The organism is Mycolicibacterium bacteremicum (assembly GCF_002086115.1).
In the GTDB taxonomy this organism is placed as follows: Bacteria; Actinomycetota; Actinomycetes; order Mycobacteriales; family Mycobacteriaceae; genus Mycobacterium; species Mycobacterium bacteremicum.
The window spans coordinates 1-25994 of record NZ_MVHJ01000028.1 but is presented as its reverse complement, the minus strand read 5'-3'; the positions used below and the strand labels follow the sequence as shown (position 1 = coordinate 25994).

Genomic DNA, 25994 nt, shown 5'->3' with positions numbered 1-25994 from the left:
TGTGACAACGATGTGGCGACCATAGCAACCGCCGTCATCGGGCGGGTCGACGCTGCGGATCCGTACCGCCTTCGAAAGGACTCTCATGGGTTACGCCAAGCACATCGGTCGGGTGGGGGCGTTGGCGGTGACGCTCGGCGTCGGGGTTGCATTGGCTTCTGCGCCTGTGGCGTTCGCGGATTCGACCGGTGGGTCGTCGCCCTCGGGTAGCTCGTCGAGTACCTCATCGGGTACGTCGGGGTCCGAGGGATCGGACGCGTCGGACGCCACGGCGGGTGGGCCGCAGTCCGCCGGATCCTCGACCGCCGAGCCGACCTCATCGTCGTCATCTCCGTCGTCTTCGTCGTCATCGTCGTCGGAGGGCGCCGGGACCACCCAACAGGGCCGCAAGACCGCGAAGAAGTCCCCTCGGCAGGCCGGGGCGGCCGGGGCCATCGAGCGCCGGGCGGCCGGCCGGGTCCGACTCGAGGAGCGCCCACCGGCCGAGACGGCGCCGGCCGCGGTGCAGGCCGACACCCAGCGGGTCACGACGGTGACGCTGTCGGCGCCGGCGCGGTCGGCCACCGTCCCCACGTCCACCGCCACGGCCACCGCCGCCACGCTGCCGGCGGCCGTCTCCGGCCCGGTCCAGACCGTGGATCCGGTGCTGCGCGGGGCCGCCTCGGGCGAAGCCGCCGAGCTCGCCTCGGCCGCCGGGGATCAGCCGCTGGTGGAGACCAACCCGGAGGCGCCGCCGCTGCAGGCCGCGGTGGCGGTCGCGGCACTGGCCGCGGTGCGCGATGAGTTGGAGCGCAACACGCTGCGGCGCACCACATCTGCGCAGGCGGTGACGACCGCGTCGGTGCAGACCAAGAACGTCCTGCTGATCGGCGTGGACGGCACCAACCTCAGCCGGGTGCTGGCCGATCCCGCCAACGCCAACTTTTTCCAGCTGATCCAGCAGAGCAGCACCGCCCCGTCGAGCATCGTCGGGCACACCACCATCTCCAACCCGTCCTGGTCGTCGATCCTGACCGGGGTCTGGGGTGAGCGCACTGGTGTCATCAACAACATCTTCACGCCGTGGACCTATGACAAGTGGCCCACGATCTTCAACCAGCTCGAAGACCATGATCCGAGCATCCAGACCACCACCATCGCCAACTGGGACGTCATCGCCGCCATCGCCGGGGCGGGCAGCACCCCGGCCGACGACATCCGCTACATCGCCCAGGTGCCCGGCGACACCAACTGGATGCTCACCGATGACGCCGTCGGCGACGTCACCGAGTCGGTGATCCTCGGCGCCGACCCGAACGTCGCCAACTTCGTCTTCAGCTACTTCGTCGGTGTGGACGAGGTCGGGCACATGTACGGCGGGGCGTCGCAGCAGTACAAGGATGCGCTGCTGAACTTCGATCGCAATCTCGGTGAGATCATGGCCGACGTCGCGGCGTGGGAGGCCGCCAATCCGGGTGAGACGTGGACGGTCATCATGGTCACCGATCACGGGCACCAGCCCCAGCGCGGGCTCGGTCACGGATTCCAATCCCCGGACGAGACGGGCACATTCGTCGTCGTCCGCGGTGACGGTTTCGACGCGGGCACGGTGAATCTTCAGTACGAGATCGTGGACGTCACACCGACGGTGGCCACCATCTTCGGTGTCCCGGTCCGGCCGAACAGCGACGGCACGTCGATGACCGACCTCGACGACAACGTCACCCCGATCAACAGTGACGACGCCCTGCGGGCCGCCCTGCAGGACATCATCGAGAAGAACGGTTACCCCGATATCGTCACCAATGTGGCGCTGGGGGCGCGCACCATCTTCGCCTCCATCCCGTACTTCCTGGGCCAGTTCGTCGACACCGTCGTCGGAGGTCTCAAAGACGTTGCCGGCCAGAACATCTTCCTGGTCAGCTTCCTGGCCGGCGCGGCCGTCGGTCCGGCGGAGTTCCTCGGCGACCTCGGCTACGTGGTGACCAATTTCGCCGCGCAGATCGTCGCGCGGATCACCGGCGTGACCGGCGCCAGCATCTTCCCGCTGTGGCCACCGGCCGAGCCCGACATCACGCCCTACGACCCCAACCAGGTGATCACGATGGTCGCCGTGTGCGGCGACCCGAACGCGGTGGCCGGTCAGTGCGGGGACGCCGCTGTCGCGGTCTGATGCCAAGGCCCTATCGAGCCGGTGTCATCGAACCGAGGTAGTAGGACTCGTCACCGGTGGGGTAGCCGCCCCCATCCGTGGCGATGTGGACGTGATCGAAGTGGTTCAGGGTCTCGGAACCGTAATCGGCCGTCCAGCTCGGGGCGCCGATGCCGGGGTAGAAGCCTTGTCGCCAGATGACGTGGATGACGCCCCAGCGTTCGGCGTTGGCCAGTGCGAGCCCGGCGATCTGATTGCCGAGTTCGATTCCCTGCTCGCTGTTGTGATCGGGGATCATCACGTCGATGGCCAACCCGTTGGGATGCCACTTCAGTGCGTCCTGGCGGTATCCGCCGATGGTGGTGATCTCGGGAAACATCATGCTGATGGCGCGGGCCACCCAGATCGTCTTGACCTGCAGGCTCGATTCCGGGGCCACCCCGGGATCGAGCGGGAAGTCCAGCACCCGCGGTTCGACGGGGACGCTGGCGGCCAACAATTCCGCCTCGGTCGCGCTCTGCCCGGGCATGGGGGAGAACGCCGGCAGCTGTGCGGGTGCGGTGCTCGGCGCGCCGGCGGCCGGGACTTCTTCGGGGTGGACGGGCGGGGTGGCGTTCTGCGCGACGAGCACCGCCGCGGACACCACCACCGACATCGTGAGCGCCAACCACCGCCCACGGTTGCCGGCTAACCCGAATCTGCTCACGGACTGCACCTTAAACCCCGACCGCGCCGCTCATGGCAATGTCGGCGAAGTCGACGGGCGCGTCGAACGACCCGGGACGGGCGGCGGTGTGCGCCCGGCGATCGACTCCGACGGACAGCTACCGGCTCAGGACGGGGTCGCAGCACCGCCGAAATTGCGCGCAGCAAAACCGTGTCGATGGCAATGATCTTGATGAAGATACGGTAGTGCGCGCGAAACTCATCGGTAAACGCCGACGTCAAGCCGTCGGATGCCGACTTTTGCGCAGACTGCCGCAAACTGAGAGATTTCTAAGCAAATGTCTGACATACTGCTCGCGGCAAATTGGGTCAGCTTAAGGAGCTTCGGTGGGAAACGTGCCCAGCACAGTCTTTTCGGCATTGGCAGCAGGTGTCCTCGCGACGACGGGCATCGCCGTCGTCTCGGCGGAGGGTGATCGGACCGAGGTTGCCGCCCCGGCAACGGTCGCGGTCCCGCCGATCGTGCACGCGCAACCGGTCCTCGCGGCTGCGGTGCTGCCTGCCCCGGCGCCCAACGCGCTCTATGGTGCACAGGTCGGCGGCGGCACGGCCGCGCCCGAGGCCGCCGTGCCCGGCGCGGCGGATGCCGGCGGCACGCTGATCACCTTCGTGCCCACCGGCGGCAGCGCCGAGGGGGGACCGTCCGGTGAATTCGGCGCTGGCAGCGCACGTTCGGGCGCGCCGGACTTCTCGCCCCAGGTGCTGGCCGATGCGGTCGCGCGCACCGGTGGTGACTCCGACACCGAGGTAACCGTGATGGTGGCTGCTGCCGACGGCGCCCTGCAGGTCGCCCAGGCCAGCCTCGGTGATCTGCCCGGCGTGATCGCCGGCCTACTCGGTGACATCGGCGGGCGCATCCCGGTCGTCAGCTTCTTCGTGCGCAACGGCACGCTTTCCAATCCCGATGGCGGCCTGCTGATCGGCAACGGCTTCAGCTCCATCACCGCGGGTGTCAACGGCGGCCGCGGCGGCCTGCTGTTCGGCAACGGTGGTGCCGGTGGCTTCGGTGCCGACGGTGGCCAGGGCGGCCTTCTCGGCAGCGGTGGCGACGGTGGCCTCGGTGGCGGAAACGGCGGCGCGGCAGGACTTCTCGGCAATGGTGGACGCGGTGGCGACGGTTCCGGACTGAACGCCGACGGCGGCAACGGCGGACGCGGCGGTCTGATCTTCGGTGACGGCGGGCGCGGCGGCGACGGTGACCAGGCCGGCGCGGACGAGACCGGTGGTGCGGGCGGCGATGGTGGCGCGGCCGGCCTGATCGGCGGCAACGGCGGTCACGGCGGCAACGGCGGCAGCGCCGAGGGCGCCAACGCGGTCGGCGGCGCCGGCGGCAATGGCGGCACCGCGGGCATCGTGGGCGGCGGTGGCGACGGCGGTGCCGGCGGCACCGCTCAGGGCGACGGCCTCGGCACCGCCACCGGCGGTGCGGGCGGCGACGCCGGCCAGGGCCTGTACGACCCGGGGCGCGGCGGCAACGGCGGTAGCGCCACCGCGGGCGGCGGTGGTTCGGCGGTCGGTGGTGCCGGCGGCACCGGCGGTGTCGTCGAGGTCGGCGGCGGCGGCTGGGGCGGCACCGGCGGCGACGCCACCGCGACAACCGGAAATGCGACCGGTGGCGCCGGCGGCAGCGGCGGGAGCAACGCCATCCTGGGCAGCGGCGGCCGTGGCGGTAACGGCGGCAGCGGAACCGCGACCACCGGTGAGGCCACCGGTGGCGCGGGCGGCAGCGGCGGCGGAAGCGGCCTGGCACTCGGTGGCGGTGGCCGCGGCGGCGACGGTGGCGACGGAACCAAGGAACTCCAGGGCGGCACCGGCGGCGAGGGCGGCGACGGTGGTGACGGCCGCGGCATCCTGACCGGCGGTGGTCGTGGCGGCAACGGCGGCAACGGGATCGGCGACCAGGGCATCACGTCGGGTACCGGAGGCAACGGCGGCGACGGCGGCAGTGGCAGCTTCGGTGGCCTCGGCGGCAACGGCGGCAACGGCGGCGCTTCCAACGGGCAGGGCGGCGCCGGCGGTGGTCCCGGCGGTCGCCCGGGCAATGAGGGCGCCGACAACGGTGCGTAGTCCCGACAGGGACAAGAGTGCATAGTCCCGACAGGGACAAGAGTGCAAAGTCCCGACAGGTGAGAGAAGGGCCGGTCCTGGAACCCAGGACCGGCCCTTTCTCGTTGGCCACCTGAGTGTTGCCTGACGTTCACCCGGCTTCGTCAAGATCACTCGACTTCACCGCCGAACCGAACAGGGGTCCTCATGACGTCGAACCTGGGTCGTCTGACAGCCGCCGCGGCCGCGGCGCTGCTGGCCGCCGGCTGCTCCACCGACACCCAGCAGCCCGGCCATGGTGGGCCCGCCCCGCAGGTGCAGCGTGCCACCTCGCCGGTCGACTTCGACTTCCCCGACGCCGAGCGCTATCACCGGCTGGCGACCTACCCGGTGTACCTGAATCGGCCGGCCGGCGAGGACCCGAAGACCGAGACCGTCGCCGAGATCTCCACCGTCACCCCCGACGGCAACACCGTCATCTACACCGACGCCGCGGCCAAGCGCATCGGCTTCGTCGACATCCGCGACCCGCTCAAACCCGTTGGTGTGGGCACGCTGTCGTTGGAAGAGCTCGGCCACGCCGATGACCAGCCGACCTCCGTCGCGGCCGTGGGTGAGTACGTCCTGGTGGTGGTGGACACCACCGGAGGCGATTTCGCCAACCCGTCCGGCCGCGTCGACATCGTGCGGGTGGCCGACCGGACCCGGGTGCGCAGCATCGACCTCGGCGGCCAGCCGGACTCGATCGCCATCAGCCCGGACGGCTCGTTCGCGGCCATCGCCATGGAGAATCAGCGCGACGAGGAGTTCACCCCACCGGGCGGCGACGAGGGCGATCTGCCGCAACCGCCCACCGGTTTTCTGCAACTGCTCGACCTGACCGGAGAGCCGGCCGGGTGGCGGGCCCGCACGGTCGACTTCGACGTCGAGGCCGCCCGCGCCGCCGGACTGGACACCCCGCAAGACCTCGAGCCCGAATACGTCAGCATCAACTCCCGCGGGCAGATCGCACTGACCCTGCAGGAGAACAACGGCATCGCCATCATCGACGGCAGAACCGGCACGGTATCCGACATCTTCACCGCCGGCACCCAGGCGGTGAACGGTATCGACAACGCCGAGGACGGCACGCTGGATCAGACCGGTTCGATCGAGGCGGCCCCGCGCGAACCGGACGCCATCGGCTGGATCGGCGACGATCACATCGCGACCGCCAACGAAGGCGACTGGAAGGGCGGCACCCGCGGCTGGACGGTCTTCGACGCGGCCACCGGTGCGGTCGTCTGGGATGCCGGCAACTCGTTCGAACAGCTCGCGGTCCGCACCGGCCTACACATCGAGTCCCGTGCCGAGTCCAAAGGCCCCGAGCCCGAAGGGCTGGCGATCACCGAGATCGGCGGACGGCCGACGGCCCTGGTGGCCTCCGAGCGCAGCAATTTCGTCGCCGCCTATGACGTCAGTGATCCGAAAGCGCCGGTCTTCCGGCAGATCCTGCCGACCACACCCGGTCCCGAGGGGATCCTGGCGATCCCCAACCGCGACCTGCTGGTCATCTCCTCGGAGTCCGATGACGCCGACAACCGCGTCCGCGCGTCGGTGAACGTCTACGGGTTCGGTGCGGCGTTCGCCGGCAGCGGTGGCAAGCCGGCCTTCCCGTCCATCGTCTCCGGTGACATCGACGGCACCCCCATCGGCTGGGGCGCCCTCGGTGCGCTGGCCGCCGATCCCGCCGCGCGGGACCGGCTGTTCACCGCGACCGATATCGCCTACGGGCCGGCCCGCATCCTGAGCATCGACCTGACCAAGACCCCGGCCCTCATCGACAGCGAACTCACCGTCACCGAGAACGGGCAGCCGGTCGCGCTGGACATCGAAGGTCTCGCGGTGCGCCCCGACGGGTACGTGCTGGCCGTCGAGGGCGAGCAGGGCGACGGCAACGAACTGGTCAACGTCGCACCCGACGGCGCGATCAAGGATCGCGTCGCGCTGCCGGCCGAGATCGCCGCCGGACTGGAAGGCCAGGGGCTGGAGGGTGTGGCGATCGACGGCGAGACCATCTGGGTGGCCCTGCAGCGCGGGGTGAAGGGGGACCCGGCGGGTGTCGTGCGGCTGGGCAAGTACACCCCGGCCGACCAGAAGTGGGAGTGGTACGGCTACCGAACGGAGACCACCGACGCCGACGGGGACTGGATCGGTCTGTCCGAGATCGCGGTGTACGACGGCTCGCTGCTGGTCCTCGAGCGGGACAAGCTCAACGGTCCGGATGCCCGGGTCAAGGCCATCTACCGCGTCGCGCTGCCCACCGAGGCCGGCGTCACCGGCACCGCGGCGCCGAAGGTGTTGCCCAAGACCCTCGCCCGTGATCTGCTCCCGGATCTGGCCGCCACGAACGGTTTCGTGCAGGAGAAGGTGGAGGGAATGGCGGTGGCCGGCAACGGAAACCTGTACGTCATCACCGACAACGACGGTGTCGAGGACGCCAACGGCGAGACGGTGTTCTTGAACCTCGGCACCCCGTAGTGATTTCGGTGAGGATACGTGCGCTGACCGCACGTATCCTCACCGAAATCGCTAATCCTCCTTGCGGATCAGCCGGCTCAAGGCCTCCCGGTCCGGGGACAGCAGCTCGTCGATGCGTGGCTGGTTCACATCGGCGACGATGATCTCGCCGACTTCCTGATAGACGTTGCTGAACAGGCCGTGTTTCTTCAGCTTTTCGGTCTGATAGATGTTGTCCTCGGTCGGCGTGACGTAGTAGACGATCTCAGGCTTGAAGCGGTGGATCAGCCACAGGTGGATGACGTCCATCAGACGCTTCTTGCGCAGCTTCTCGGCGTAGGTGTTCTGGTCCCGGACGGTCAGGATGCTGCGGCCATGCCGGTCTTTGATCGGGTCGACGATGACATCGGCGACCTTGTCCTCGCCGTCGCCGTAGATACCGAGTTCGAGCACATCGGATCCGGCGCGGCGCGGCCGTAGCTGGACCCGCAGCGTCTCACCGAGCTGATAGTGCTCGCCCCAGATCGCCAGCCATTCCTCCAGCAGCTTCTTGGGCACCTCGGTCTGCACCAGGTGCTGGTGCTGGGTGGAGCCCTTGCCCATCGACTTCGTCGTCGCCGTGCGCCCGGACGACGCCGCCAGCGCGGCATCACTGCGCGGGCCACCCACCAGCGTTTGCGGTGTGCGATAGGGGGATTCGACGAGCCGCATCTTGCGCTGCAGCCGGGCCAGCGACAGCATGCCGTCCTGGCGCAGCGCGGTGGCGAACTCCTCGGCGGCGACACCGTCGATCTGGTGCCCGCCGTAGGTCATGAAGTTGAACACGAACCCGAGCTTGCCGATCTCCTCCGGGAAGGCCCGCATCTCGTCGTCGCTCATCCCGGTGGTGTCCCAGTTGAACGACGGCGAGAGGTTGTAGGCCAGCATCTTGTCCGGGTACACGGCGTGCACCGCGTGCGCGAACTCCCGCGCATCGGCCAGGTCGGCGGTCTTGGTCTCCATCCACAGGATGTCGGCGAATGGCGCGGCGGCAAGGGATTTGGCGATGGCGTAGGGGATGCCGCCGCGGATCTGGTAGTACCCCTCGGGTGTCTTGACCCGCTCGGGATCCCAGGCCACATCGGCGCCCAGCGACTTCGCCTGCTCCCGCGCCGCGTACAGCGATGCGGTCCTGGCGAATTCGCGCCACTCGGCGGCGCTCATGTCGGCCTTCTCGCCCTCGCGCTCCCGGAACTCCAGCAGCTCGGCCACCGCGTCACCGTAGGTTTCCAGGCCGGCGTCGTTCTGCCAGGCCTCGACGAACTGCGACTCCACCGTGTCGAACAGCGCGTCCACGGACTGGCCGGGCCGGTAGGACCCGGCGGCCTCCTTGATGGCGTCGAGCAGGCCCTGCCGCTCCAACCAGGCCTCGGCCGCGGCGTATTCGCCGTCGGGCAGCGCGTAGAGCAGATGCCCGTTGAGCTCGGTGACCCCCAGGTTGTGGAAATAGCGGGTGATCGCCAGGAAGCACGCCTTATAGGGCGGGATCTTCACATTGGTGGCGCCGAGCAGGAACGGCTGATCGCGCTCGTCGGCGCGGCTGTCGATCAGATTGGCCGCCTCGGCATCGGTGCGCGCGACGATGATGCCGGGCACCCGCATGATGTCCAACTGGAAGCGGGCGGTGTTGAGCCGCTTGATCTGTTCATCCGACGGCACCAGCACCTTGCCGCCCTGGTGTCCACACTTCTTGGTGCCCGGGCGCTGGTCCTCGATGTGATAGCCCGGCACGCCGGACTCGACGAAGCGCCGAATCAGGTTGCGCACGTGTGGATCACCACCGTGGCCGGTATCCGCGTCGGCGATGATGAACGGCCGGTAGTCGATCGGGGGCTGCGCCGCGCGCTGCTCGGGGGTCATCTTCAGCCGCAGGTACTGCTGATTGCGGTCGGCGGTCAGCAGGGCGCGCACCAGGCCTGCGGCCTCGTCGGGCACCTGGCTCAGCGGGTAGCTGGCCAGATCCGGCCCGGGGTCCTCGCTGATGGAGCCCTTCGCCGAGGTGGCCCAGCCGCCGAGGTAGATGCCCTCGATGCCCATCCGCTTCATCGTGACGGCCTGACCGGGGGAGTACGGCCCGAAGGTGGTGATGCTCTTCTTCTGCTCGAACAGTTCCCGCAGCCGCGGATAGAACGCGGCGGCCGCCTCGCGTGCCACCGGGTAGTCGCTCGGTATGGTGCCGCGCTGTTCGGCGACCTGGCGGGCCGAGTACAACCGGGTGATCCCCGCGAAGCGCGGGCTGTCGAAGTACTCCTGGGTGGCAGCCACGTCCTGCTCGAACTGTTGCTCGGATGTGGTGTCGGCGCTGTTGGCCATCTCTTGTGCTCCTCGTCGAGCTCGGCGGGTCTTCTCGATTATCGCGGTGCCGCGTCGTGGCCGGACCGAGTTGGCCCGATTGCACGCGGTCGGGCCGGGGCGCCCCTAGGCTGCCAGCCATGTCGATCGACGGTGCCGCGGTGGCGGCCGGGGGCCTGCGGATGGCGTCGGGCATCTCCTTTCTGGTGGACCCGCTGCGCGCCAACAAGCTATGGGGCTCACCGGACAAACCCGACGCCACCGCGCAGTTGCTGCTGCGGTCGATGGGCTACCGGGACGCGCTCATCGGCGGCATGCTGCTGGCGGCCGGGTTGCGCGGCAAGGGCACCCGCGGCTGGTTTCTGGCCTCCGGCGGCGCCGATGCCGCCGATCTGCTCGGCGGGGCCGGGGTGCATCACGAGATGCGCCAGTCCCAGCGGGTCATCGGGCTGGGCGGGGCCGTCGTCGGGATCGGCGTCGGACTGTGGGGTGCGACCCGGCGGCCGGCCCGATCCGCGGTGCCCGCCGACAGTGCCGAACGCGTTGCTGCGGTCGCCCGCTGAGCAGCGACTGCGTCACTCTCCCGACGATCGGACGGGCTCCTCGATGATGTCGCGCCGGTACAGCCGGGCGGCCAGCGCATAACAGCACAGCGCCACCAGTTGCATCGTCGGTACCAGGATCAGCAGCGCGCGCCCGAGTGCGTGCGGCCCCAGTTCGGGGGTCAGCGCATCGCTGATCACCCCGGTGAGAAACGGCCCGACCGAACCCAGTGTGGCGTTGAAGAACAGGAAGATCGCCGACGCCGTGGCCCGCTGCTCGGGTAGCACCAGGCGCTGGATCGCGGCGATCGAGGGTGCCAGATACGCCGTGCCGATCACATAGCTCAGTGCCAGCAGCAGCACACACCAGGTCCGGCTCTCGACCAGGAACGCCAGTACCGAGGCCGGGAGCAGAACGGCGGTGAGCGCCACCACGATCCACAACAGCCACCGCGGGTCACGGGCGGCCAGCCGATCGGCGATCCGGCCGACGATCAGCAGACCCAGGATGCCGGTCACCCCGGTGGCCAGACCGTATTCGACGCCGACCTCGCCCAGCGACATGTCGCGGGTCCGCATCAGGAACGCCGGCGCGAATGTCGTCAACGAATAGCCGGCCGCCGAGATCAGCGACGTTCCGCCGACGACGGCCAGGAAGCTCGGCTTGCGCAGCAGCTCCCACCAATTGACCTGACGTTCGCGTACCGGCGGCGCGGGCAGGGTCTGCCGGGTACCCACCACCCACAGCACCAGCGGGGCGATCAGCACACTGATCCCACCCATCACCACGAACGCCGTCCGCCAGCCCAGGTGTTGGGCGAGCAACCCGCCGCCGAGCAGGCTGGCCGCACTGGCCAGCGGGATGGCCAGGGTGATGACCGCCAGTGGCGCTGACCGCCGCTCCGGGACGAAATTACGTGCGACGTAGGCGTGCGCGGCCGGCGTGCTGCCCGCCTCGCCGACCGCGACGCCGACCCGGGTGAGCGCGAGCTGGAACCCGGACTGCACCGCGCCGCCCAGCATCGTCATCGCGCCCCACAGCGTCAGGCAGCCGGCTATGACGGCGCCGAACATGCCGCGGTCGGCGATGCGTGCGATGACGATGCCCAGCACCGCGTAGACGATCAGGAAGCCGAACCCGTTGATGACACCGATCGCGGTGTCCGACAGGGCCAGATCCTTCTTGATCGGCTCGGCGAGCACCGCGGGCAGGAAGCGGTCGACGTAGTTGAGGGTGCCGACCAGGGCGAGAACCGCGACCGCGGCCCAGGCGCGGCGCGGGCCATGGGTGCCCGGCGTCGGCGGCGTCAGTTCCGTGGCCATGGCCCAGCAGCTTTACAGAGCGCGATCGGGTTGTCAGGGGTTTACCACCGACGACATCGCCGGGTGGTGACATGCACGAGCGTCTCTAGACTTGCCACCGTGACGAGACGGTGGGTCGTGCCGGTGCTGGTGTTCGCCATCGCCGGTTGCACCCGCCCGGTCGACAACCCGCAGGCCCGACCGCAGGCCCCGATCGGGCCGATCACGCCGGGGCAGGTCGCCGATCTGCTGAGCCCGGACATCTTCGACAAGGACGGCAACCTGTTCGCCACCGTCGAGCCGCAACGGTGCGCCGGGGTCGCGCGCGAGGTCGAGCCACCGTTCATCACCGACCACGATCCCGAGGCCGAGGACGGCGGCCACTGGTCAACCGAGGTCGGCGGTGTCGACGCGGTGGTGGAGGAGATGGTGGCGGTGTACCCGTCCGACTTCTCCGCCACCGACGCCGTCGACCGGGCCCGCGCGACCGTCGAGGAATGTGCCGGCACCGCCGTCACCGTGACGACCATGCTGGGCCGCACCTACACCTTCGACGTCCAGCCGTCGGCGCAGCCGGCCCCCGACGCAGCGGTGCTGTGGTCGTTGCGCGCCCCCGAGTGGAACTGCGACAACCTGTTCGTCGCCGCGCACAACGCGGCAATCGAGATCACCAGCTGCGGTACCGCGGGCGGTATCGACACCGCGACCGCGGCCGAGGAGGCCCGGCAGCGCATCGAGCTGCTGGCCGACAACACGGCGTGAACTCGGGTAGTCCTACTCATCCGGGCCGGCGCCGATTGGTGCACGCTGTAGCCATGCCGCTCGCCAAACTTCTGCCCGCGCCCAGTTCGGTGGCCGCCGACGCCGGGAACCGTGACCGCGCCATCGACGTCGCCCGGCTCTCGGCGCTGGTGGTCGTGATGTTCGGACACTGCGCGCTGCTGCTGGCCACCGTCGACGATGACGGCCTCTGGATCGGCAACATCCTCGGCGAACTGCCGGCACTGAGTCCGATCACCTGGGTGGTGCAGGTGATGCCGCTGTTCTTCTTCGCCGGCGGTGCGGCGGCGGCCTACGGCTGGCATTCGGGTACGCCGTGGGGGAGCTGGCTGGTCAGCCGAGCGCAGCGACTGTGCCGGCCGGTGTTCTGGTACCTGGCGTTCTGGACGGCCGCGCTGGTGGTGGCCCGGCTGATTCTCGGGGATGCCTCGGCCGACCGGCTGGGCCGCGAATGTGTGGCGCTGCTCTGGTTCCTCGGGGTGTACCTGGTGGTGATCGCCTTCGTACCGCTGCTCACCCGGCTGCGCAGTGCGGCGGCCGCCGGGGCGGTGGTGGCCGGGCTGGTGGCGGTGGCCGCCGGCGTCGACCAGGTGCGGTTCGCCGTCGGGTCGGCCGAGGCGGGCGTCACCAACTTCCTGATCGTCTGGCTGATCCCGGTGGTCATCGGCGTCGCCTATGCACGCCGGTTGATCCGGCCCGCCGTGGCGCTGGCTGTCGCCGCGGTGGCGTTCACCGCGCAGGTGCTGCTGGCGCTGTCGCAGACCTATGAGGTGCCACTGGTCACCAACGGCAGCAGCCACGGGGTGTCCAACGTGTCCCCGCCCACGGTCCTGCTGGCGATGCACTGCATCTGGATGTCGTGTGTGTTCGTCGCCGCCGCCGGCCTGGTCGACCGCTGGGCACAGCGCCCACGGGTCTGGTACGTCGTGGCCGTCGGCAATTCCGGGGCGATGACGCTCTACCTGTGGCATATCCCCGCGATCGCCGTGGCGACCTTCGCCCTCAACGGTGTCGGGTTGGACGCCTACGACGTCGACGCGCCCGACTTCTGGGCGATGTTGGCGCTGCGGGCGGTCGTCTTCGCGGTGGTGATGTTCGCGACGTTCCTGCTGCTCTCCCCGCTGGAACACCGGAAGCTGCCGTGGTGGGACGGCCAGGTCGGCGCGCGCGGAGCCCGTTCGGTCGTCGCCGGGGGGCTGATCTGCGCGGCCGGGGTGGCGATGCTGCTGGTCGCCAAGAACGGCCTGGCCGGGGCCGACGGATGGGTTCCGCTGGCATGTTTCCTGGTCGGGGTGCTGACCGCGCGTGCCCTCGCTTGATACCAAGCGCGCTCGCTGCGCTCTCACCCTCCGAGCCGCCGTCAGGGCTATTCGGTAGGGTCTCGGCGTGACTTCGAGCGCGCCCGTGATCCGTACCGTAAATGCCCGTCTCGCTGAGGAACTGGCGGTCGCCGAACGGCAGGTCGCTGCCGCTGTGCAACTGCTCGACGAGGGCGCCACGGTCCCGTTCATCGCGCGCTACCGCAAGGAGGTGACCGGCAGCCTCGACGACGGGCAGCTGCGCACCCTGGAGGAGCGGCTGGGATATCTGCGCGAACTGGATCAGCGCCGCGAGGCGGTGCTGGCGTCCATCGAGGAGCAGGGCAAGCTGACCGACGAGCTGCGCACGGCGCTGCTGTCGGCCGAGACCAAGTCGCGGGTCGAGGACATCTACCTGCCGTACAAGCCCAAGCGGCGCACCAAGGCGCAGATCGCCCGCGAAGCCGGGCTGGAGCCGCTGGCCGACCGGCTGCTGGCCGATCCGGCGCTGGTACCCGACGAGGTGGCCGCCGAGTTCCTCTCCGAGCAGGTCGCCGATGCCGCGGCCGCCCTGGACGGGGCCCGGCACATCCTGATCGAGCGGGCCGCCGAGGACGCCGAACTGGTCGGCGAGGTGCGCACCAAGTTCTGGGCCGACGGTGCGCTGCGGACCGCGCCCTGGTCCGAGGAGGCCGCGAAAAGCGCTGCCGGACAGAAGTTCCGTGACTACTTCGAGTTCTCCGAGCCGCTGGAGAAGATGCCGTCGCACCGGGTGCTGGCGGTGTTGCGTGGGGAGAAGGAACAGATCCTGGCGGTGAACTTCGACGGCGGCGAGGACGAGGTGTACCAGGCGCGGGTCGCGCAGAGCCTGGGTATCGATCTGTCCGCCGGGGGACCGGCGACCCCTTGGCTGGCCACCACCGTGCGGTTGGCCTGGCGGACCAAGCTGATGATCTCGGCCGCCGTGGACGCCCGCATCCGGCTGCGGCAGCGCGCCGAGGCCGACGCCGTCGCGGTGTTCGCCCGCAACCTCAAAGACCTCCTGCTGGCCGCGCCGGCCGGAACCCGCACCACGCTAGGCCTCGATCCGGGCTTCCGCACCGGGGTCAAGGTGGCCGTGGTCGACGGCACCGGCAAGGTCGTCGACACCTGCGCGATCTTCCCCCATCAGCCGCAGAAGCAGTGGGACTCCGCCAAGGCGACGCTGGCCGCACTGGTGGCCCGGCACGGTGTGCAGCTCATCGCGGTGGGCAACGGTACCGCCTCGCGGGAGACCGACGCGTTGGCCGCCGAGCTGATCGCCGACATCCGCGCGGCGGGTGGGCCTGCGCCGGTGAAGGCGATGGTCAGCGAGGCCGGTGCCTCGGTGTACTCGGCCTCGGCGTACGCGGCGCACGAACTGCCGCAGCTGGATGTGACGCTGCGCGGTGCGGTGTCCATCGCGCGGCGGCTGCAGGATCCGCTCGCCGAACTGGTCAAGATCGAGCCGAAGTCGATCGGCGTCGGGCAGTACCAGCATGACGTCACGCCGGGCACGCTGGCCCGCAGCCTCGACGCCGTGGTCGAGGACGCCGTGAACGCGGTCGGTGTGGACCTCAACACCGCCTCGGTACCGTTGTTGGCCCGGGTCTCCGGTGTCACCGACACCCTGGCCGAGGCCATCGTCGCGCACCGGGAGAACACCGGGCCGTTCCGTAGTCGCAGCGCGCTGCTGAAGGTTCCGCGGTTGGGGCCCAAGGCATTCGAGCAGTGCGCCGGCTTCCTGCGGATCAACGACGGGGACGACCCGCTGGACGCCTCCGGCGTGCACCCGGAGTCCTACCCGGTGGTGCGGCGCATCCTGGACCGCTCCAACCTCACGCTGGCCGAGCTGATCGGCAACGAGCGGACCCTGCGCAAGCTCGCACCCGCCGATTTCGCCGACGAGCGGTTCGGCGTGCCGACCGTCACCGACATCCTGGCCGAGTTGGAGAAGCCGGGCCGCGACCCCCGCCCGGCGTTCTCGACCGCGACGTTCGCCGCCGGCGTCGAGAAGGTCGCCGACCTGGAGGTCGGGATGGTGCTCGAGGGTGTGGTGACCAACGTCGCGGCGTTCGGTGCGTTCGTCGACGTCGGCGTGCATCAGGACGGCCTGGTGCACGTCTCGGCGATGTCGGAGAAGTTCGTCTCGGATCCGCACGAGGTGGTCAAGTCCGGTCAGGTGGTGCGGGTGAAGGTGGTCGACGTGGATGTCGACCGGCAGCGGATCGGCCTCTCGTTGCGGCTGGGCAACGAGGCACGCGGCGGTGACCGCCGTCCCGGCAAGGGCGGACCGGGCAATCAACAACAGGGCAATCAGCAACGGGGCAACCCGCGGCGCGGCGCCGATCAGAACCGGAACTCGAACCGCGGCAAGCAGTCCGGACGCCGCGATGCTGCACCGCCGTCGGGATCGATGGCAGATGCGTTGCGCAACGCCGGGTTCGGGCGCTAGCCGCTGGGTTATATTGCTGTGATGGCAGGCCGGCAGGTTCCCGGCGGGGTGGTGCACACCCTGCCCGCCGATCTGCGCGCGGCGCTTATCGGCAACGACAGCGTGCTGGCGGCGTGGCAGGACATCACGCCGCTGGCACGCAACGAATTCATCTGCTGGGTGGAGGACGCCAAGCAGGACGCGACCCGCGCGCGCCGGATCCGCCGCACCACCGAGGAGCTCGAAGAGGGCAAACGCAGGCCGTGCTGCTGGCCGGGCTGTAAGCACCGGGAACGCACCGGCACGGCCTGACCCGGAATCGTCGAGTCAGGGGTTGATGGTGTCCTCGCCGACCTGACGTCCCCAGACGTACTCCGTGGTCAGCGGTTGGCCGAGTTCGAAATGGTTGTACGGTGCGATGCTGGCGCCGGTGTCCATGACCAGATACGGCATGGGCCACAGGTCCCGGGTGATCGGCTGCCAGCAGCCGGGACGCCCGCCCGGGCCGCCGCGCGCGTTGACGCGGGGGAGGTTGTCCGGGAACACGTAGCGGTTGCCGGCCCCGACGAGCTGATCGCGCAGTTGCAGGGAATAGCCGTTGCCGCCGAGCATGTCCGCGAACTTCGGTGCGGCGTCGTAATAGTTGCGCAGCGTGCACAGCAGCTGGGGGCTGTAGTAGTCCAGCAGGGCGCTCGTCGGTAGCAGGTCCTGAGCACCGCGCACCAGATACGGGCCGCCGCGTTCGAGCACATCCGCGGCGGTGGCCCCGAAGCCCACCGCCGAGAGCAGTGCGGCGTCCACCGTGGCGCGTTCGTCATCGAGGGCGCGTGCGGTGACGCTGCCGTACTCCAGACCGTCGAACAGGTCGGGAGCGGCATCGGCGTAGGTGTCCGACAGCGCGGCCAGGCCGGCCATATCCCGGCGGATCTGCGGCATCCGTCCGTTGAGTTCGCCGATGATGTCGTTACCGTCCACCAGCGCCTGACCGAACTTGTCGCCCAACCCGTTCAGCGCCTGAGCGGTCGCGGTCAGGGTCTGGTTGAGTTTCACCGGGTCCACCTGCTGGGCGATCCCCATGATCGTCTCGAAGACGGTGTTGAATTCGGTGGTGGTCGCCGAGGCGTTGATCACCGCGCCCGGCTGCAGTCGGTCCGCTGACGGATCGGCCGGCGAGAGCAGCGAGATGTACTTGTTGCCGAACACCGTCGTGGCCCGCAGTTGAGCGTCCACATTGGCCGGAATCAGCTGTAGGTACTGCGGTTTGACGTCGAGCAGCAGTTTCGCGCGGACGTCGCCGTCCTCGGTCACGGTGCCCGCGGAGGTCAACCGGCCGATCGGGACTCCGTTGAAGGTCACCTTCGATCCCGGGTCCATCGACAATCCGGCCCGCTCGGCCATGAGTACCAGCGGCACAACGCTTTCGAAGTACCCGCGGAACTGCACCCAGGTGAAGCCGAACACCAGCACCACGATGAGCAGCAGGACCGCGCCCGCCACCCGATACGGCGGTTCCTTCGGGTCGTTGGTGGGCCCCTCGTCGACCGATTCGGTCGAGTCGGCCCCCGGCGCCGTGATCATCGGCCAATTGCACCACAGCGCAACGGATTTGCGATCATCGGCAGACTGTGACGCCGATGTCACCCCGTGGTGGAAGTGACGGCGGTTACATCGGGTGCGGCATTACAGGCCCATGTCCTTGGCGATGATCATCTTCATCACCTCGCTGGTGCCGCCGTAGATCCGGCTGACCCGGTTGTCGGCGTAGAGCCGGGCGATCGGGTACTCGTTGATGTAGCCATAGCCGCCGTGCAGCTGCAGGCAGCGGTCGATCACCTTGGATGCCAGGTCGGTGCAGAACAGCTTGGCTGCGGCCGCATCGGCCGGCGTCAGCTCGTCGGCGTCGTGGGCGTTCATGGCGCGGTCCACCACGGCTTCCATGGCATCGACATCGGCCTTGCAGGCCGCCAATTCGAACTTGGTGTTCTGGAAGGCCGCAACCGGCTTGCCGAAGACCGTGCGGTCCTTGGTGTACTGGGCGGCGAAGCGTACGGCGGCCGCCGCCTGGGCGTAGGAACCGACCGCGATGGCAAGGCGCTCCCGGGGCAGGTTCTGTCCCAGGTAGGAGAAGCCCATGTTCACCTCGCCCAGCACGTCTTCGGCCGGCACGATCACGTCGGTGAAGTTGAGTTCGGCGGTGTCGGAGGTCCGCAGCCCGAGCTTGTCGAGCTTGCGCCCGACGGTGTAGCCCGCGGAGGTGGTGTCGACCACCAGCAGCGAGATGCCGAACCGGCGGTCGTCCTCGCGCGGGGCGGCGGTACGGGCGCACACGATCACCCGGTCGGCGTGCACGCCGCCGGTGATGAAAGTCTTGGACCCGTTCAGCACATAATGTGTGCCGTCGTCGGAAGGCTTTGCGGTGGTGCGCATTCCGGCCAGATCTGAACCCGTGCCGGGCTCGGTCATGGCGATCGCGAACATGGTCTCACCGGACATCATGCCCGGGAACCAGCGCTGCTTCTGCTCCTCGGTGGCCAGTTCCTTCAGGTACGGCAGGCACAGTCCGATGTGCACGCTGGAGCCGCCGAAGGACACCGCGGCCCGCGAGCATTCCTCGGTGATGATCGCCTGGAACTTGTAGGAGTCGATGCCCGACCCGCCGTATTCGGTGGGGATCTCGATGCCGAAGAGGCCGAGTTCGCCGAGCTTGTAGTAGAAGTCGCGGGGGGCGATGCCGTCCTCGAACCACTTGTCGTACACCGGCACGACCTCGGACTCGATGAACGCCCGGATCATGGCGCGAAAGTCCTCGTGTTCCTGGGTGTAGACGTCCCTGCGCATCGCTACCTTCCTTCGGGGTGAACGGTGTTAGCTATCTGCTGCCACTATAAGCTAACATCGTTCGCTGACGCAACGAAGGAGCTCATCGTGGGTAGGCCGCGCATTCTCAGCCGCGAACGCATCCGTGACAGTGCGCTCGACATCATCGACCGGGCCGGGCTGGAGGGCCTGTCCATGCGTAACCTGGCCGCCGACCTCGGGGTGCAGGCCGCCTCGCTCTACAAGCACTATCCGACCAAGACCGAGGTGCTCGACGAGGTCGCCGGCCTGGTCGTGAGCGTCGTCGACACCTCGGCCTTCGACGCCGACGAGAAGTGGGATGTGGCGCTGGCGGACTGGGCCCGCTCCTACCGTTCGGCGTTGGCCGCCCACCCCAACCTGGTGCCGTTCCTGGCGCTGGGTCCGGGACACCGCGACGAGAGCCTGCGCATCGCCAACGCCGTGCACGGCGGGCTGGTGCGGGCCGGGTGGCCGCCGCGCGAGGCCACGATGATCGGTGCCGCGACCCGGTCGCTGGTGCTCGGATCCACCATCGGGTCGTTCTCCCGCGGCTTCGTCGACGACGTCCAGGTCTACCGGGACCGCTATCCGCACATGGAACAGGCCCACCGGTTGCCCGCCAGGGCCGACGAGATCGACCTGGCCAGTTTCGACCTGGCGCTCACGTCGTTCATCGACGGGTTGCAGGCCCGGTTCGCGACCGTGACGCGGATCGCGAAGGTGTGAAGCACGCGCCGCGGCGGGTGCCGGCGACGTACGCTGACCGCTGATGTGCCTTAGGGGGAGCTCTCGTGACCGAGTCGGATGACGATCGCGTCGGGATGGAACCGGATTACCGGTTCACCCTCGCCAACGAGCGGACGTTTCTGGCCTGGATCCGCACTGCGCTGGCGCTGATCGCCGGCGGAATCGCCGTCGTCCAGTTCGTACCCTCCTTCGGCATCGCCGGAGTGCGGCACGGTTTGAGTATCGTGCTGACGGCCGGCGGGGGAGTGCTGGCAGTGTTGGCGGTGTGGCGTTGGCGGCGGGTGCAAGAGGCGATGCGGCGCAACGCGGACCTCCCGCAGACCGCGATTCCGGCACTGCTCGCCGGTGCCATCTTCGTGATCACCGTCGGCGTGCTCGTCATCTTGGTGCTCTGGCCCGCCGGCGGTCGGTGAGATGGCGCTGCGGCCACAACAACCCGGCCTGCAAGCCGAGCGCACCCTGCTGTCGTGGGAGAGAAGCGCCTTGGGCTTTCTCGTGGGCGGGGTATTGCTCATGATCCGCCAACACGGGCCGTTCGGGCCCGGTCGCGCGGTGCTCGCGTTGATCGCCGCCGGCCTGGCGTTGAGCGTGCTGGCGGTCGGTCATCGACGCGCCCAGGTCATCCGGCGCGGTCACGCAGTACCCGAGCCCGCGCATCTGCCCGCAGCACATGCTGAAGTGGTGTGGATCGGCACGGCGACAGCGGTTTTCGCCGTCGTCATCGTCGGCGTACTCATCGCGTCGACACTGTTCGGTTGAGCGAGGGCCGTCAGGCCAGCGCCATGAACAGCTTCTCCAGCTCGGCCTCGGTCAGCGGTTGCTGCCCGTCGGCCGTCTCGCCGGTCAGGCACTCCCGCATACCCGTCGCGACGATCTTGAAGCCGGCGCGATCCAGGGCGCGCGATACCGCGGCGAGTTGAGTCACCACATCCTTGCAGTCGCGACCCTGCTCGATCATCGAGATGACACCGGCGAGCTGGCCCTGAGCACGGCGCAGCCGGTTGAGCACTGCAACGATCGCATCCTCGTCGCCGATCATGGCTTCTCCTTTCGCTGAACCGAACAGCAATGGTACCGGCGGGGGTATTCCCGGGCTCGCTACGCAGGCGTTCGGCGCGCCGTGCGGCGGCGCAGCGGACAGTGGGCGTACCGCGCGCACGCGAACGTTATGACGGCGACGAGCACCGTGCTCCCAGCCGCGGTGATCCCGACGATCGGGTTCACTTCCTGGCCGAGGATGATCGCTGACATCGCGAGCACGAACCAGCCGAACGCCTTCCGCAGGGTCTCGGGATCGACGCGTGCGGTCAGCTTGGTTCCCGCGAACGCGCCGAGCACCGCTGCGCCCGTGACCGCGGTTGCCGTGCGCCAGTCGATCGTCACGGTGGACAGATACCCGGCGAGGCCGGCGAAAGACTTCATGGCGATGACGACCAGTGAGGTGCCCACCGCGACGGGCATGGGTAATCCGCCCAGCAGCGCCAGCGCGGGCACCACCAGGAATCCGCCACCGGCACCGACCAGTCCGGTGACCAGCCCGACGACGAGGCCCTCCGCGATGATCTTGGCTATCGGCAGCCCGTGATCACCGCTGGCCGTCTCGACGCGCCGGCGGCCACGCAGCATCGCAACGGCGGTCGCGATCATCATGACGGCGAAGCCGACGAGCAGGATGGCGCCGGGAATGAATCGGGCCAGCAGTCCGCCGGCATAGGCGCCGGCCATGCCGGCGGTGCCGAAGATCAAGCCGGTGCGCCATTGCACGCGTCCGGCGCGCGCGTGCGAGATGGCTCCGATGGCACTGGTGACGCCGACGACCAGCAGCGAGGTGGCGATGGCCTGCTTGGCCTCCATCCCGGCAACATAGGCGAGTAGCGGGACGGTCAGGATCGAGCCACCGCCCCCGAGTAAACCCAGTGCGACGCCGACGAATACGGCCAAGCCGATGGTGAGCGCGATCATGGTCGGTCAGCTCGCCGTGCCGGCCGGGTCGATTAGCTGCGACACGACGGATTGTGCATCACAACGTGCGCCGCGGTTGTAGGGCAGTTTGGACAGCAGCATGCCCATGGCGCAGGAGTTGGAGAGCGCGGCGAACACAAGGCCGCCGCCGACCACTGCGGCCAGCCACTTCAAGCTGGGGACGGCAACGCTGCCCAGAATGCCGGTGAGCACGATCGATCCGGCCACGAGGCGCACCTGGCGTTCCAGATCCCAGCGCTGCGCGCCTTTTTTGACCGCGAAACCATCTGCCTCCCAGGCCGTGATGCCGCCGTCGAGGATATGCACATTCGACAAGCCCGCGCCGCGCAGTGTCTGTTCGGCCTGGGCGGCGCGCTGGCCGGAGCGACAGACCAACACCACCTCGTCGAGGTGTCCGATGATTTCGTCCCGGTGCTCGCGCAACAGATCGAGCGGCACGTTGTAGGCACCGGCGATGTGGGCGGTCTCGAACTCGCCCGGGGTGCGCACGTCCAGGACACGCGGTGGAGCGCCCGAAGCGAGCATTTCCTGCAGCGTCTGTGGATCGATGTTCACGGGTGGGGTCATGGCGAAACGTCCTTTCGACGGGATGGCGGTGACCAAGTGCTCTTGGGTGAGTGATACCGCCGGGGGTATGCTGAAGGCAGTTTAGATATACCCATGCGGGTATTGTCGACTACGAAATTTTTATACCCCCCGGGGTAGTTGACATACCTACCGGGGTATGGCCATCATGGCGGTGCCCGTCAGGCGAATGAAAGGCTGCAAGATGAAGTTCGTTCAGTACTATTTGGATTGCCTGTCCCACGCGTCGTACCTGATTGCCGACGAAACCACCGGCCGCGCAGTGGTTGTCGATCCGCAACGGGACGTGGCCGAGTACCTTGGCGATGCGCGCGAGCACGGTTACACCATCGAACTGGTGATCGAGACGCACTTCCACGCCGACTTTCTGTCCGGTCACCTGGAGCTGGCCAAGGCCACCGGCGCTCGGATTGTCTATTCTTCGGTCGCCGAGACGGAATTCGAGTCGATGGGCGTGGCCGATGGTGAACGCTATTCGCTCGGCGAGGTGACCCTGCAGTTCCTGCACACCCCGGGCCACACCCCCGAGTCGCTGAGCATCGTGGTCTACGAGCATTCCGACGACACGATTCCCTACGGCGTGCTCACCGGCGATGCATTGTTCATCGGGGACGTCGGTAGGCCAGACCTGTTGGCCTCCATCGGCTACACCCGAGAGGAGTTGGCCGACAGACTCTATGACTCGCTGCACAACAAGCTGATGACCCTGCCCGATGCCACCCGGGTCTATCCGGCCCATGGCGCCGGCTCGGCGTGCGGAAAGAACCTGTCCACCGAACTGTGGTCGACGATGGGGGAGCAGAAGGCGACCAATTACGCGCTGCGCGCCCCGGACAAGGCCACCTTCATGGAACTGGTCACCGAGGGGCAGCCACCCGCGCCGGGCTACTTCGTCTACGACGCGATCCTCAATCGCAAGGACCGCGCGCTGCTGGACGAGACCGAGATGCCTGCGGCGATGAGCTTCGACCAGGTCCGCCAAGCCATGAACGCGGGCGCGGTGCTGGTCGACGGACGTGGGCCGGAAGAATTTGCGCTGGGGCACCTGCGCGGCGCGGTCAATATCGGTTTGGCGGGCCGGTATGCCGAGTTCGCCGGGTCGGTGCTGGCCAGCGATGTCGACATCGTGCTGTTCACCGAGCCCGGTCAGGAACTGGAGGGCAAGACCCGGTTGGCGCGCATCGGATTCGACCGCGTCATCGGATATCTGGACCGCCCGTTCGAGGCGATGGTCGACCACCCGGACGAGGTTCAGGTCGCGTCCAGGCTGACCGCCAGGGCGTTCGACCAGCGCGCGGCCGAGCTGGCCGACCTACAGATCGTGGACGTGCGCAATCCCGGTGAGGTCGCGGCGGGCGCGATCCCGAACGCCATCCCGATCCCGGTGGGTCAGCTACCGGGCCGACTCGGCGAGTTGAACCCGGACCGGCCGACGGTTGTGTACTGCGCCGGTGGCTACCGGTCCTCGGTGGCCGCAAGCCTGCTGCGGCGCAACGGGTTCACCGACGTGAGCGACATCCTGGGCGGGTATGGCGCCTGGGAAGACGCCCGACAACAGGCCTGAGAACGGGAGGAAACATGACAATCGCCGAGCACCAGATTCTCATCGTCGGCGGCGGCACGGCGGGCATCTCGGTGGCCGCCCGACTGCTGCGCCGCGGACACACGTACGTCGCCGTCATCGAACCGTCCGACGTGCACTACTACCAGCCGCTGTGGACCCTGGTCGGCGGGGGCCAAGCGAAGGCGTCATCGACGGTGCGGACCGAGGCTTCGGTGATGCCGGAAGGCGCAACGTGGATCAAGAATGCGGCCATCGAGATCGACCCGGACAACAACAAGGTCATCTGCGTCGACGGGGCGGAATACGAGTACGACGTGCTCGTGGTCTGCCCTGGCATCCAGCTGGACTGGGCGCGCACCGAAGGCCTGCAGGACGCGCTCGGCAAGGACGGGGTGTCTTCCAACTACCGATTCGATCTGGCGCCCCGTACGTGGGAGTTCATCCGAAACCTGCGCTCCGGAAGTGCCGTGTTCGCAATGCCGTCGGGCCCGATCAAATGCGCCGGGGCGCCGCAGAAGATCGCCTACCTGGCCAGTGACTACTGGCGAAGGCAAGGTGTACTCGCCGATATCGACGTCCACCTCGTGCTTCCGACGCCGCGCCTGTTCGGTATCCCGGCGATCGCGGACACCCTCGATGCCGTCGCCGCCGATTATGGGATCACCGTGCACACGAGCGCCGAAGTGACGTCTGTCGACGCGGCGGCACACAAGGTGGCCATAGCCGGCGCCGAGTCCGATCTTTCGCTGACCTACGACGTGCTGCATGCCGTGCCGCGGCAGTCGGCACCGGACTGGATCAAGGCCGGCCCGCTGTCGACCGGCGACGAGACCGGTTACGTGGACGTCGACAAACACACGATGCAGCACGTGCGCCATGCGAATGTGTTCGCTCTCGGTGACGCCGGATCGTCACCCAACTCCAAGACCGGCGCCGCCGTGCGCAAGCAGGCTCCGGTCGTGGTGAAGAACATCGAGTCGCATCTGGCGGGGCGTCCACTGACCTCGCAGTACGACGGCTACGGTTCGTGTCCGCTGGTCACTTCGTCGCATGACATGCTCCTGGCCGAATTCGACTACGACCTGAATCTGACACCGTCGTTTCCGCTGTTCGATCCGACAAAGCCGCACCGTAGCTACTGGTATCTGAAAAAATACGGCCTGCCGTTCATGTATTGGAACCTGATGCTGCGAGGCCTGGCATGAAACAGGTTCACGGGGCACGGTGGTGAATGAACTCTCGGTGAATTTCACTCGCCCGTCCGACGAGACCATCGTGCCTGGTAACGCCCGTGGTAGCGGCGGCGATAACGAGTGCAGGGCGCCGGAAACGGCGTTTTCACGAGATGCCGAGTCGATGCGAGCAAACTAGGCTCGTCGCGATCCGCGGCGGGGGATGAGACAGGAGTAGAGGTCAGGGGTTGAGAACCGTACTCGGATTGTCGGTGACCGCGGCCGGAATCGGCTGGGTTCTCGTCGACGCCACCGTGCCCGCCGGTCGTCCGCTCGATGACGACCAGTTCACCGTCACCGACCTCGACGACCTCGTGCCGCGCTGTCTTGCCGCGGTGCGCGGCGCCGCCGGTATCGCCGCGGCCGGCGGCCACCGGATCGGGGCGATCGGTGTCTGCTGGAGCCCCGAGGTCGAGAACCGATCCGCCGATCTGTTGAGCGCGTTGCGCGCGACGGGATGTGCCGACGTGCGTCCGGTCCGTCAGGTCACCCCCGCCGGTACGGCGCCGCCCGCCGAGAGCGCGACGGCCGAGACCAGCGCGATGGACGCGCACGCGCTGCTGGCAGAGCTGTTCGAGGGCGATATCGACTTCGACGCCGCCGACTGCATCGACGATGGCCGCGTCCTGGACTGCGGGCCCGCCGCCCGGCAACTGCCGGCCTACGCGGCAGCGCACCTGGTCCTCACCAACGCGGTGCCCAGACAACCCGCCGCCGCCGTCCGCACGCGCCGGGAGTGGTCGCTGCCGCCGCTCGGTGGACGCCTGATGACCTTGGCCGGGGCCGCCGCGGTGACGGCGGTGATCGCCCTCTTCGCGGTCGGCTCGCAATTCGGCGGCTCGGAACTACCGGCGTCGGCCTCTCTGGCCAACCGGGCCACGCTGTCGACACCGCAGACCTCGCCGGTCGTCGCTGCCCAGCCCCCGGCCGCCCAACTG

Annotated in this window: 21 protein-coding genes and 1 pseudogene; 14 read left to right on the top strand and 8 right to left on the bottom strand. The window is 68.6% G+C overall.

The genetic code is table 11. The features are described from left to right. Positions 1-85 precede the first annotated feature (85 nt). On the top strand, positions 86-2152 hold the full coding sequence (locus BST17_RS23295) for an alkaline phosphatase family protein (protein ID WP_234807788.1): 2067 nt from the start codon (positions 86-88) through the stop codon (positions 2150-2152). A gap of 10 nt (positions 2153-2162) precedes the next feature. On the opposite strand, the gene BST17_RS23290 is transcribed toward BST17_RS23295, so the two are convergent. Then, on the bottom strand, positions 2163-2846 hold the full coding sequence (locus tag BST17_RS23290) for a VldE C-terminal domain-containing protein (protein WP_234807787.1): 684 nt from the start codon (positions 2844-2846) through the stop codon (positions 2163-2165). A 347-nt stretch (positions 2847-3193) separates the two neighbouring features. Here BST17_RS23290 and BST17_RS29895 point away from each other — a divergent pair, with 347 nt between their 5' ends. After that, positions 3194-4924, top strand: a complete 1731-nt coding sequence (locus BST17_RS29895; protein WP_165762336.1) for a hypothetical protein — start codon at positions 3194-3196, stop codon at positions 4922-4924. Between the two features lie 186 nt (positions 4925-5110). Beyond that, complete coding sequence (locus BST17_RS23275) at positions 5111-7423, top strand: esterase-like activity of phytase family protein (protein WP_083061270.1); 2313 nt, start codon at positions 5111-5113, stop codon at positions 7421-7423. A 51-nt stretch (positions 7424-7474) separates the two neighbouring features. Here the strand turns inward: BST17_RS23275 and aceA are convergent, their stop codons facing one another. Continuing rightward, complete coding sequence (aceA, locus tag BST17_RS23270; RefSeq protein ID WP_083061269.1) at positions 7475-9754, bottom strand: isocitrate lyase ICL2; 2280 nt, start codon at positions 9752-9754, stop codon at positions 7475-7477. Between the two features lie 119 nt (positions 9755-9873). Between aceA and BST17_RS23265 the strand changes: the two genes are divergently transcribed. Next, entirely contained in the window at positions 9874-10296 is a 423-nt protein-coding gene (locus BST17_RS23265; RefSeq protein WP_083061268.1) for a DUF4267 domain-containing protein, read from the top strand. A 12-nt stretch (positions 10297-10308) separates the two neighbouring features. On the opposite strand, the gene BST17_RS23260 is transcribed toward BST17_RS23265, so the two are convergent. Then, positions 10309-11598, bottom strand: coding sequence for a spinster family MFS transporter (locus BST17_RS23260; RefSeq protein ID WP_083061267.1), 1290 nt, complete (start codon positions 11596-11598; stop codon positions 10309-10311). Between the two features lie 99 nt (positions 11599-11697). Between BST17_RS23260 and BST17_RS23255 the strand changes: the two genes are divergently transcribed. The 4 genes from BST17_RS23255 (at position 11698) to BST17_RS23240 (ending at position 16419) form a co-directional block, all read left to right on the top strand. Continuing rightward, the gene (locus BST17_RS23255; protein WP_234807786.1) at positions 11698-12339 is read left to right on the top strand and encodes a sensor domain-containing protein; all 642 of its coding nucleotides are present in this window, start codon (positions 11698-11700) and stop codon (positions 12337-12339) included. 53 nt (positions 12340-12392) lie between these two features. Further along, positions 12393-13676, top strand: coding sequence for an acyltransferase family protein (locus BST17_RS23250; protein WP_083061266.1), 1284 nt, complete (start codon positions 12393-12395; stop codon positions 13674-13676). 88 nt (positions 13677-13764) lie between these two features. Beyond that, the gene (locus BST17_RS23245) at positions 13765-16128 is read left to right on the top strand and encodes a Tex family protein (RefSeq protein ID WP_165762338.1); all 2364 of its coding nucleotides are present in this window, start codon (positions 13765-13767) and stop codon (positions 16126-16128) included. Between the two features lie 21 nt (positions 16129-16149). Beyond that, complete coding sequence (locus BST17_RS23240) at positions 16150-16419, top strand: YdeI/OmpD-associated family protein (protein ID WP_083061264.1); 270 nt, start codon at positions 16150-16152, stop codon at positions 16417-16419. A 15-nt stretch (positions 16420-16434) separates the two neighbouring features. Here the strand turns inward: BST17_RS23240 and BST17_RS23235 are convergent, their stop codons facing one another. Continuing rightward, positions 16435-17685, bottom strand: coding sequence for an MCE family protein (locus tag BST17_RS23235; RefSeq protein ID WP_083061263.1), 1251 nt, complete (start codon positions 17683-17685; stop codon positions 16435-16437). A gap of 102 nt (positions 17686-17787) precedes the next feature. Then, positions 17788-18945 carry an acyl-CoA dehydrogenase family protein gene (locus BST17_RS23230; RefSeq protein ID WP_083061262.1) on the bottom strand — a complete coding sequence of 386 codons (1158 nt, stop codon included), beginning with the start codon at positions 18943-18945 and terminating at the stop codon, positions 17788-17790. A gap of 87 nt (positions 18946-19032) precedes the next feature. On the opposite strand from BST17_RS23230, the gene BST17_RS23225 reads away from it, so the two are divergent. From BST17_RS23225 to BST17_RS23215, 3 genes are all read left to right on the top strand, one after another. Next, positions 19033-19671: a TetR/AcrR family transcriptional regulator gene (locus BST17_RS23225; protein WP_083061261.1), complete on the top strand. Its 639-nt coding sequence runs from the start codon at positions 19033-19035 to the stop codon at positions 19669-19671. A gap of 95 nt (positions 19672-19766) precedes the next feature. Then, positions 19767-20105, top strand: a complete 339-nt coding sequence (locus tag BST17_RS23220) for a YidH family protein (protein WP_083061309.1) — start codon at positions 19767-19769, stop codon at positions 20103-20105. A gap of 1 nt (position 20106) precedes the next feature. Beyond that, positions 20107-20451, top strand: coding sequence for a DUF202 domain-containing protein (locus BST17_RS23215; protein WP_083061260.1), 345 nt, complete (start codon positions 20107-20109; stop codon positions 20449-20451). Positions 20452-20461: 10 nt separating this feature from the next. On the opposite strand, the gene BST17_RS23210 is transcribed toward BST17_RS23215, so the two are convergent. Genes BST17_RS23210 through BST17_RS23200 form a run of 3 tightly spaced genes read right to left on the bottom strand, consistent with a single transcriptional unit; the run spans position 20462 to position 22242 of the window. After that, on the bottom strand, positions 20462-20731 hold the full coding sequence (locus BST17_RS23210; RefSeq protein ID WP_083061259.1) for a metal-sensitive transcriptional regulator: 270 nt from the start codon (positions 20729-20731) through the stop codon (positions 20462-20464). 59 nt (positions 20732-20790) lie between these two features. Next, on the bottom strand, positions 20791-21654 hold the full coding sequence (locus BST17_RS23205; protein ID WP_083061258.1) for a sulfite exporter TauE/SafE family protein: 864 nt from the start codon (positions 21652-21654) through the stop codon (positions 20791-20793). 6 nt (positions 21655-21660) lie between these two features. Further along, complete coding sequence (locus BST17_RS23200) at positions 21661-22242, bottom strand: rhodanese-like domain-containing protein (RefSeq protein WP_083061257.1); 582 nt, start codon at positions 22240-22242, stop codon at positions 21661-21663. Positions 22243-22444: 202 nt separating this feature from the next. Between BST17_RS23200 and BST17_RS23195 the strand changes: the two genes are divergently transcribed. From BST17_RS23195 to BST17_RS23185, 3 genes and pseudogenes are all read left to right on the top strand, one after another. Beyond that, complete coding sequence (locus tag BST17_RS23195) at positions 22445-23824, top strand: MBL fold metallo-hydrolase (protein ID WP_083061308.1); 1380 nt, start codon at positions 22445-22447, stop codon at positions 23822-23824. A gap of 14 nt (positions 23825-23838) precedes the next feature. Further along, positions 23839-25029 (top strand): NAD(P)/FAD-dependent oxidoreductase, encoded by a 1191-nt coding sequence (locus BST17_RS23190; protein WP_083061256.1) that lies wholly within the window; start codon positions 23839-23841, stop codon positions 25027-25029. 215 nt (positions 25030-25244) lie between these two features. Beyond that, positions 25245-25994 (top strand): annotated as a pseudogene (locus BST17_RS23185) (hypothetical protein); the annotation flags it as partial.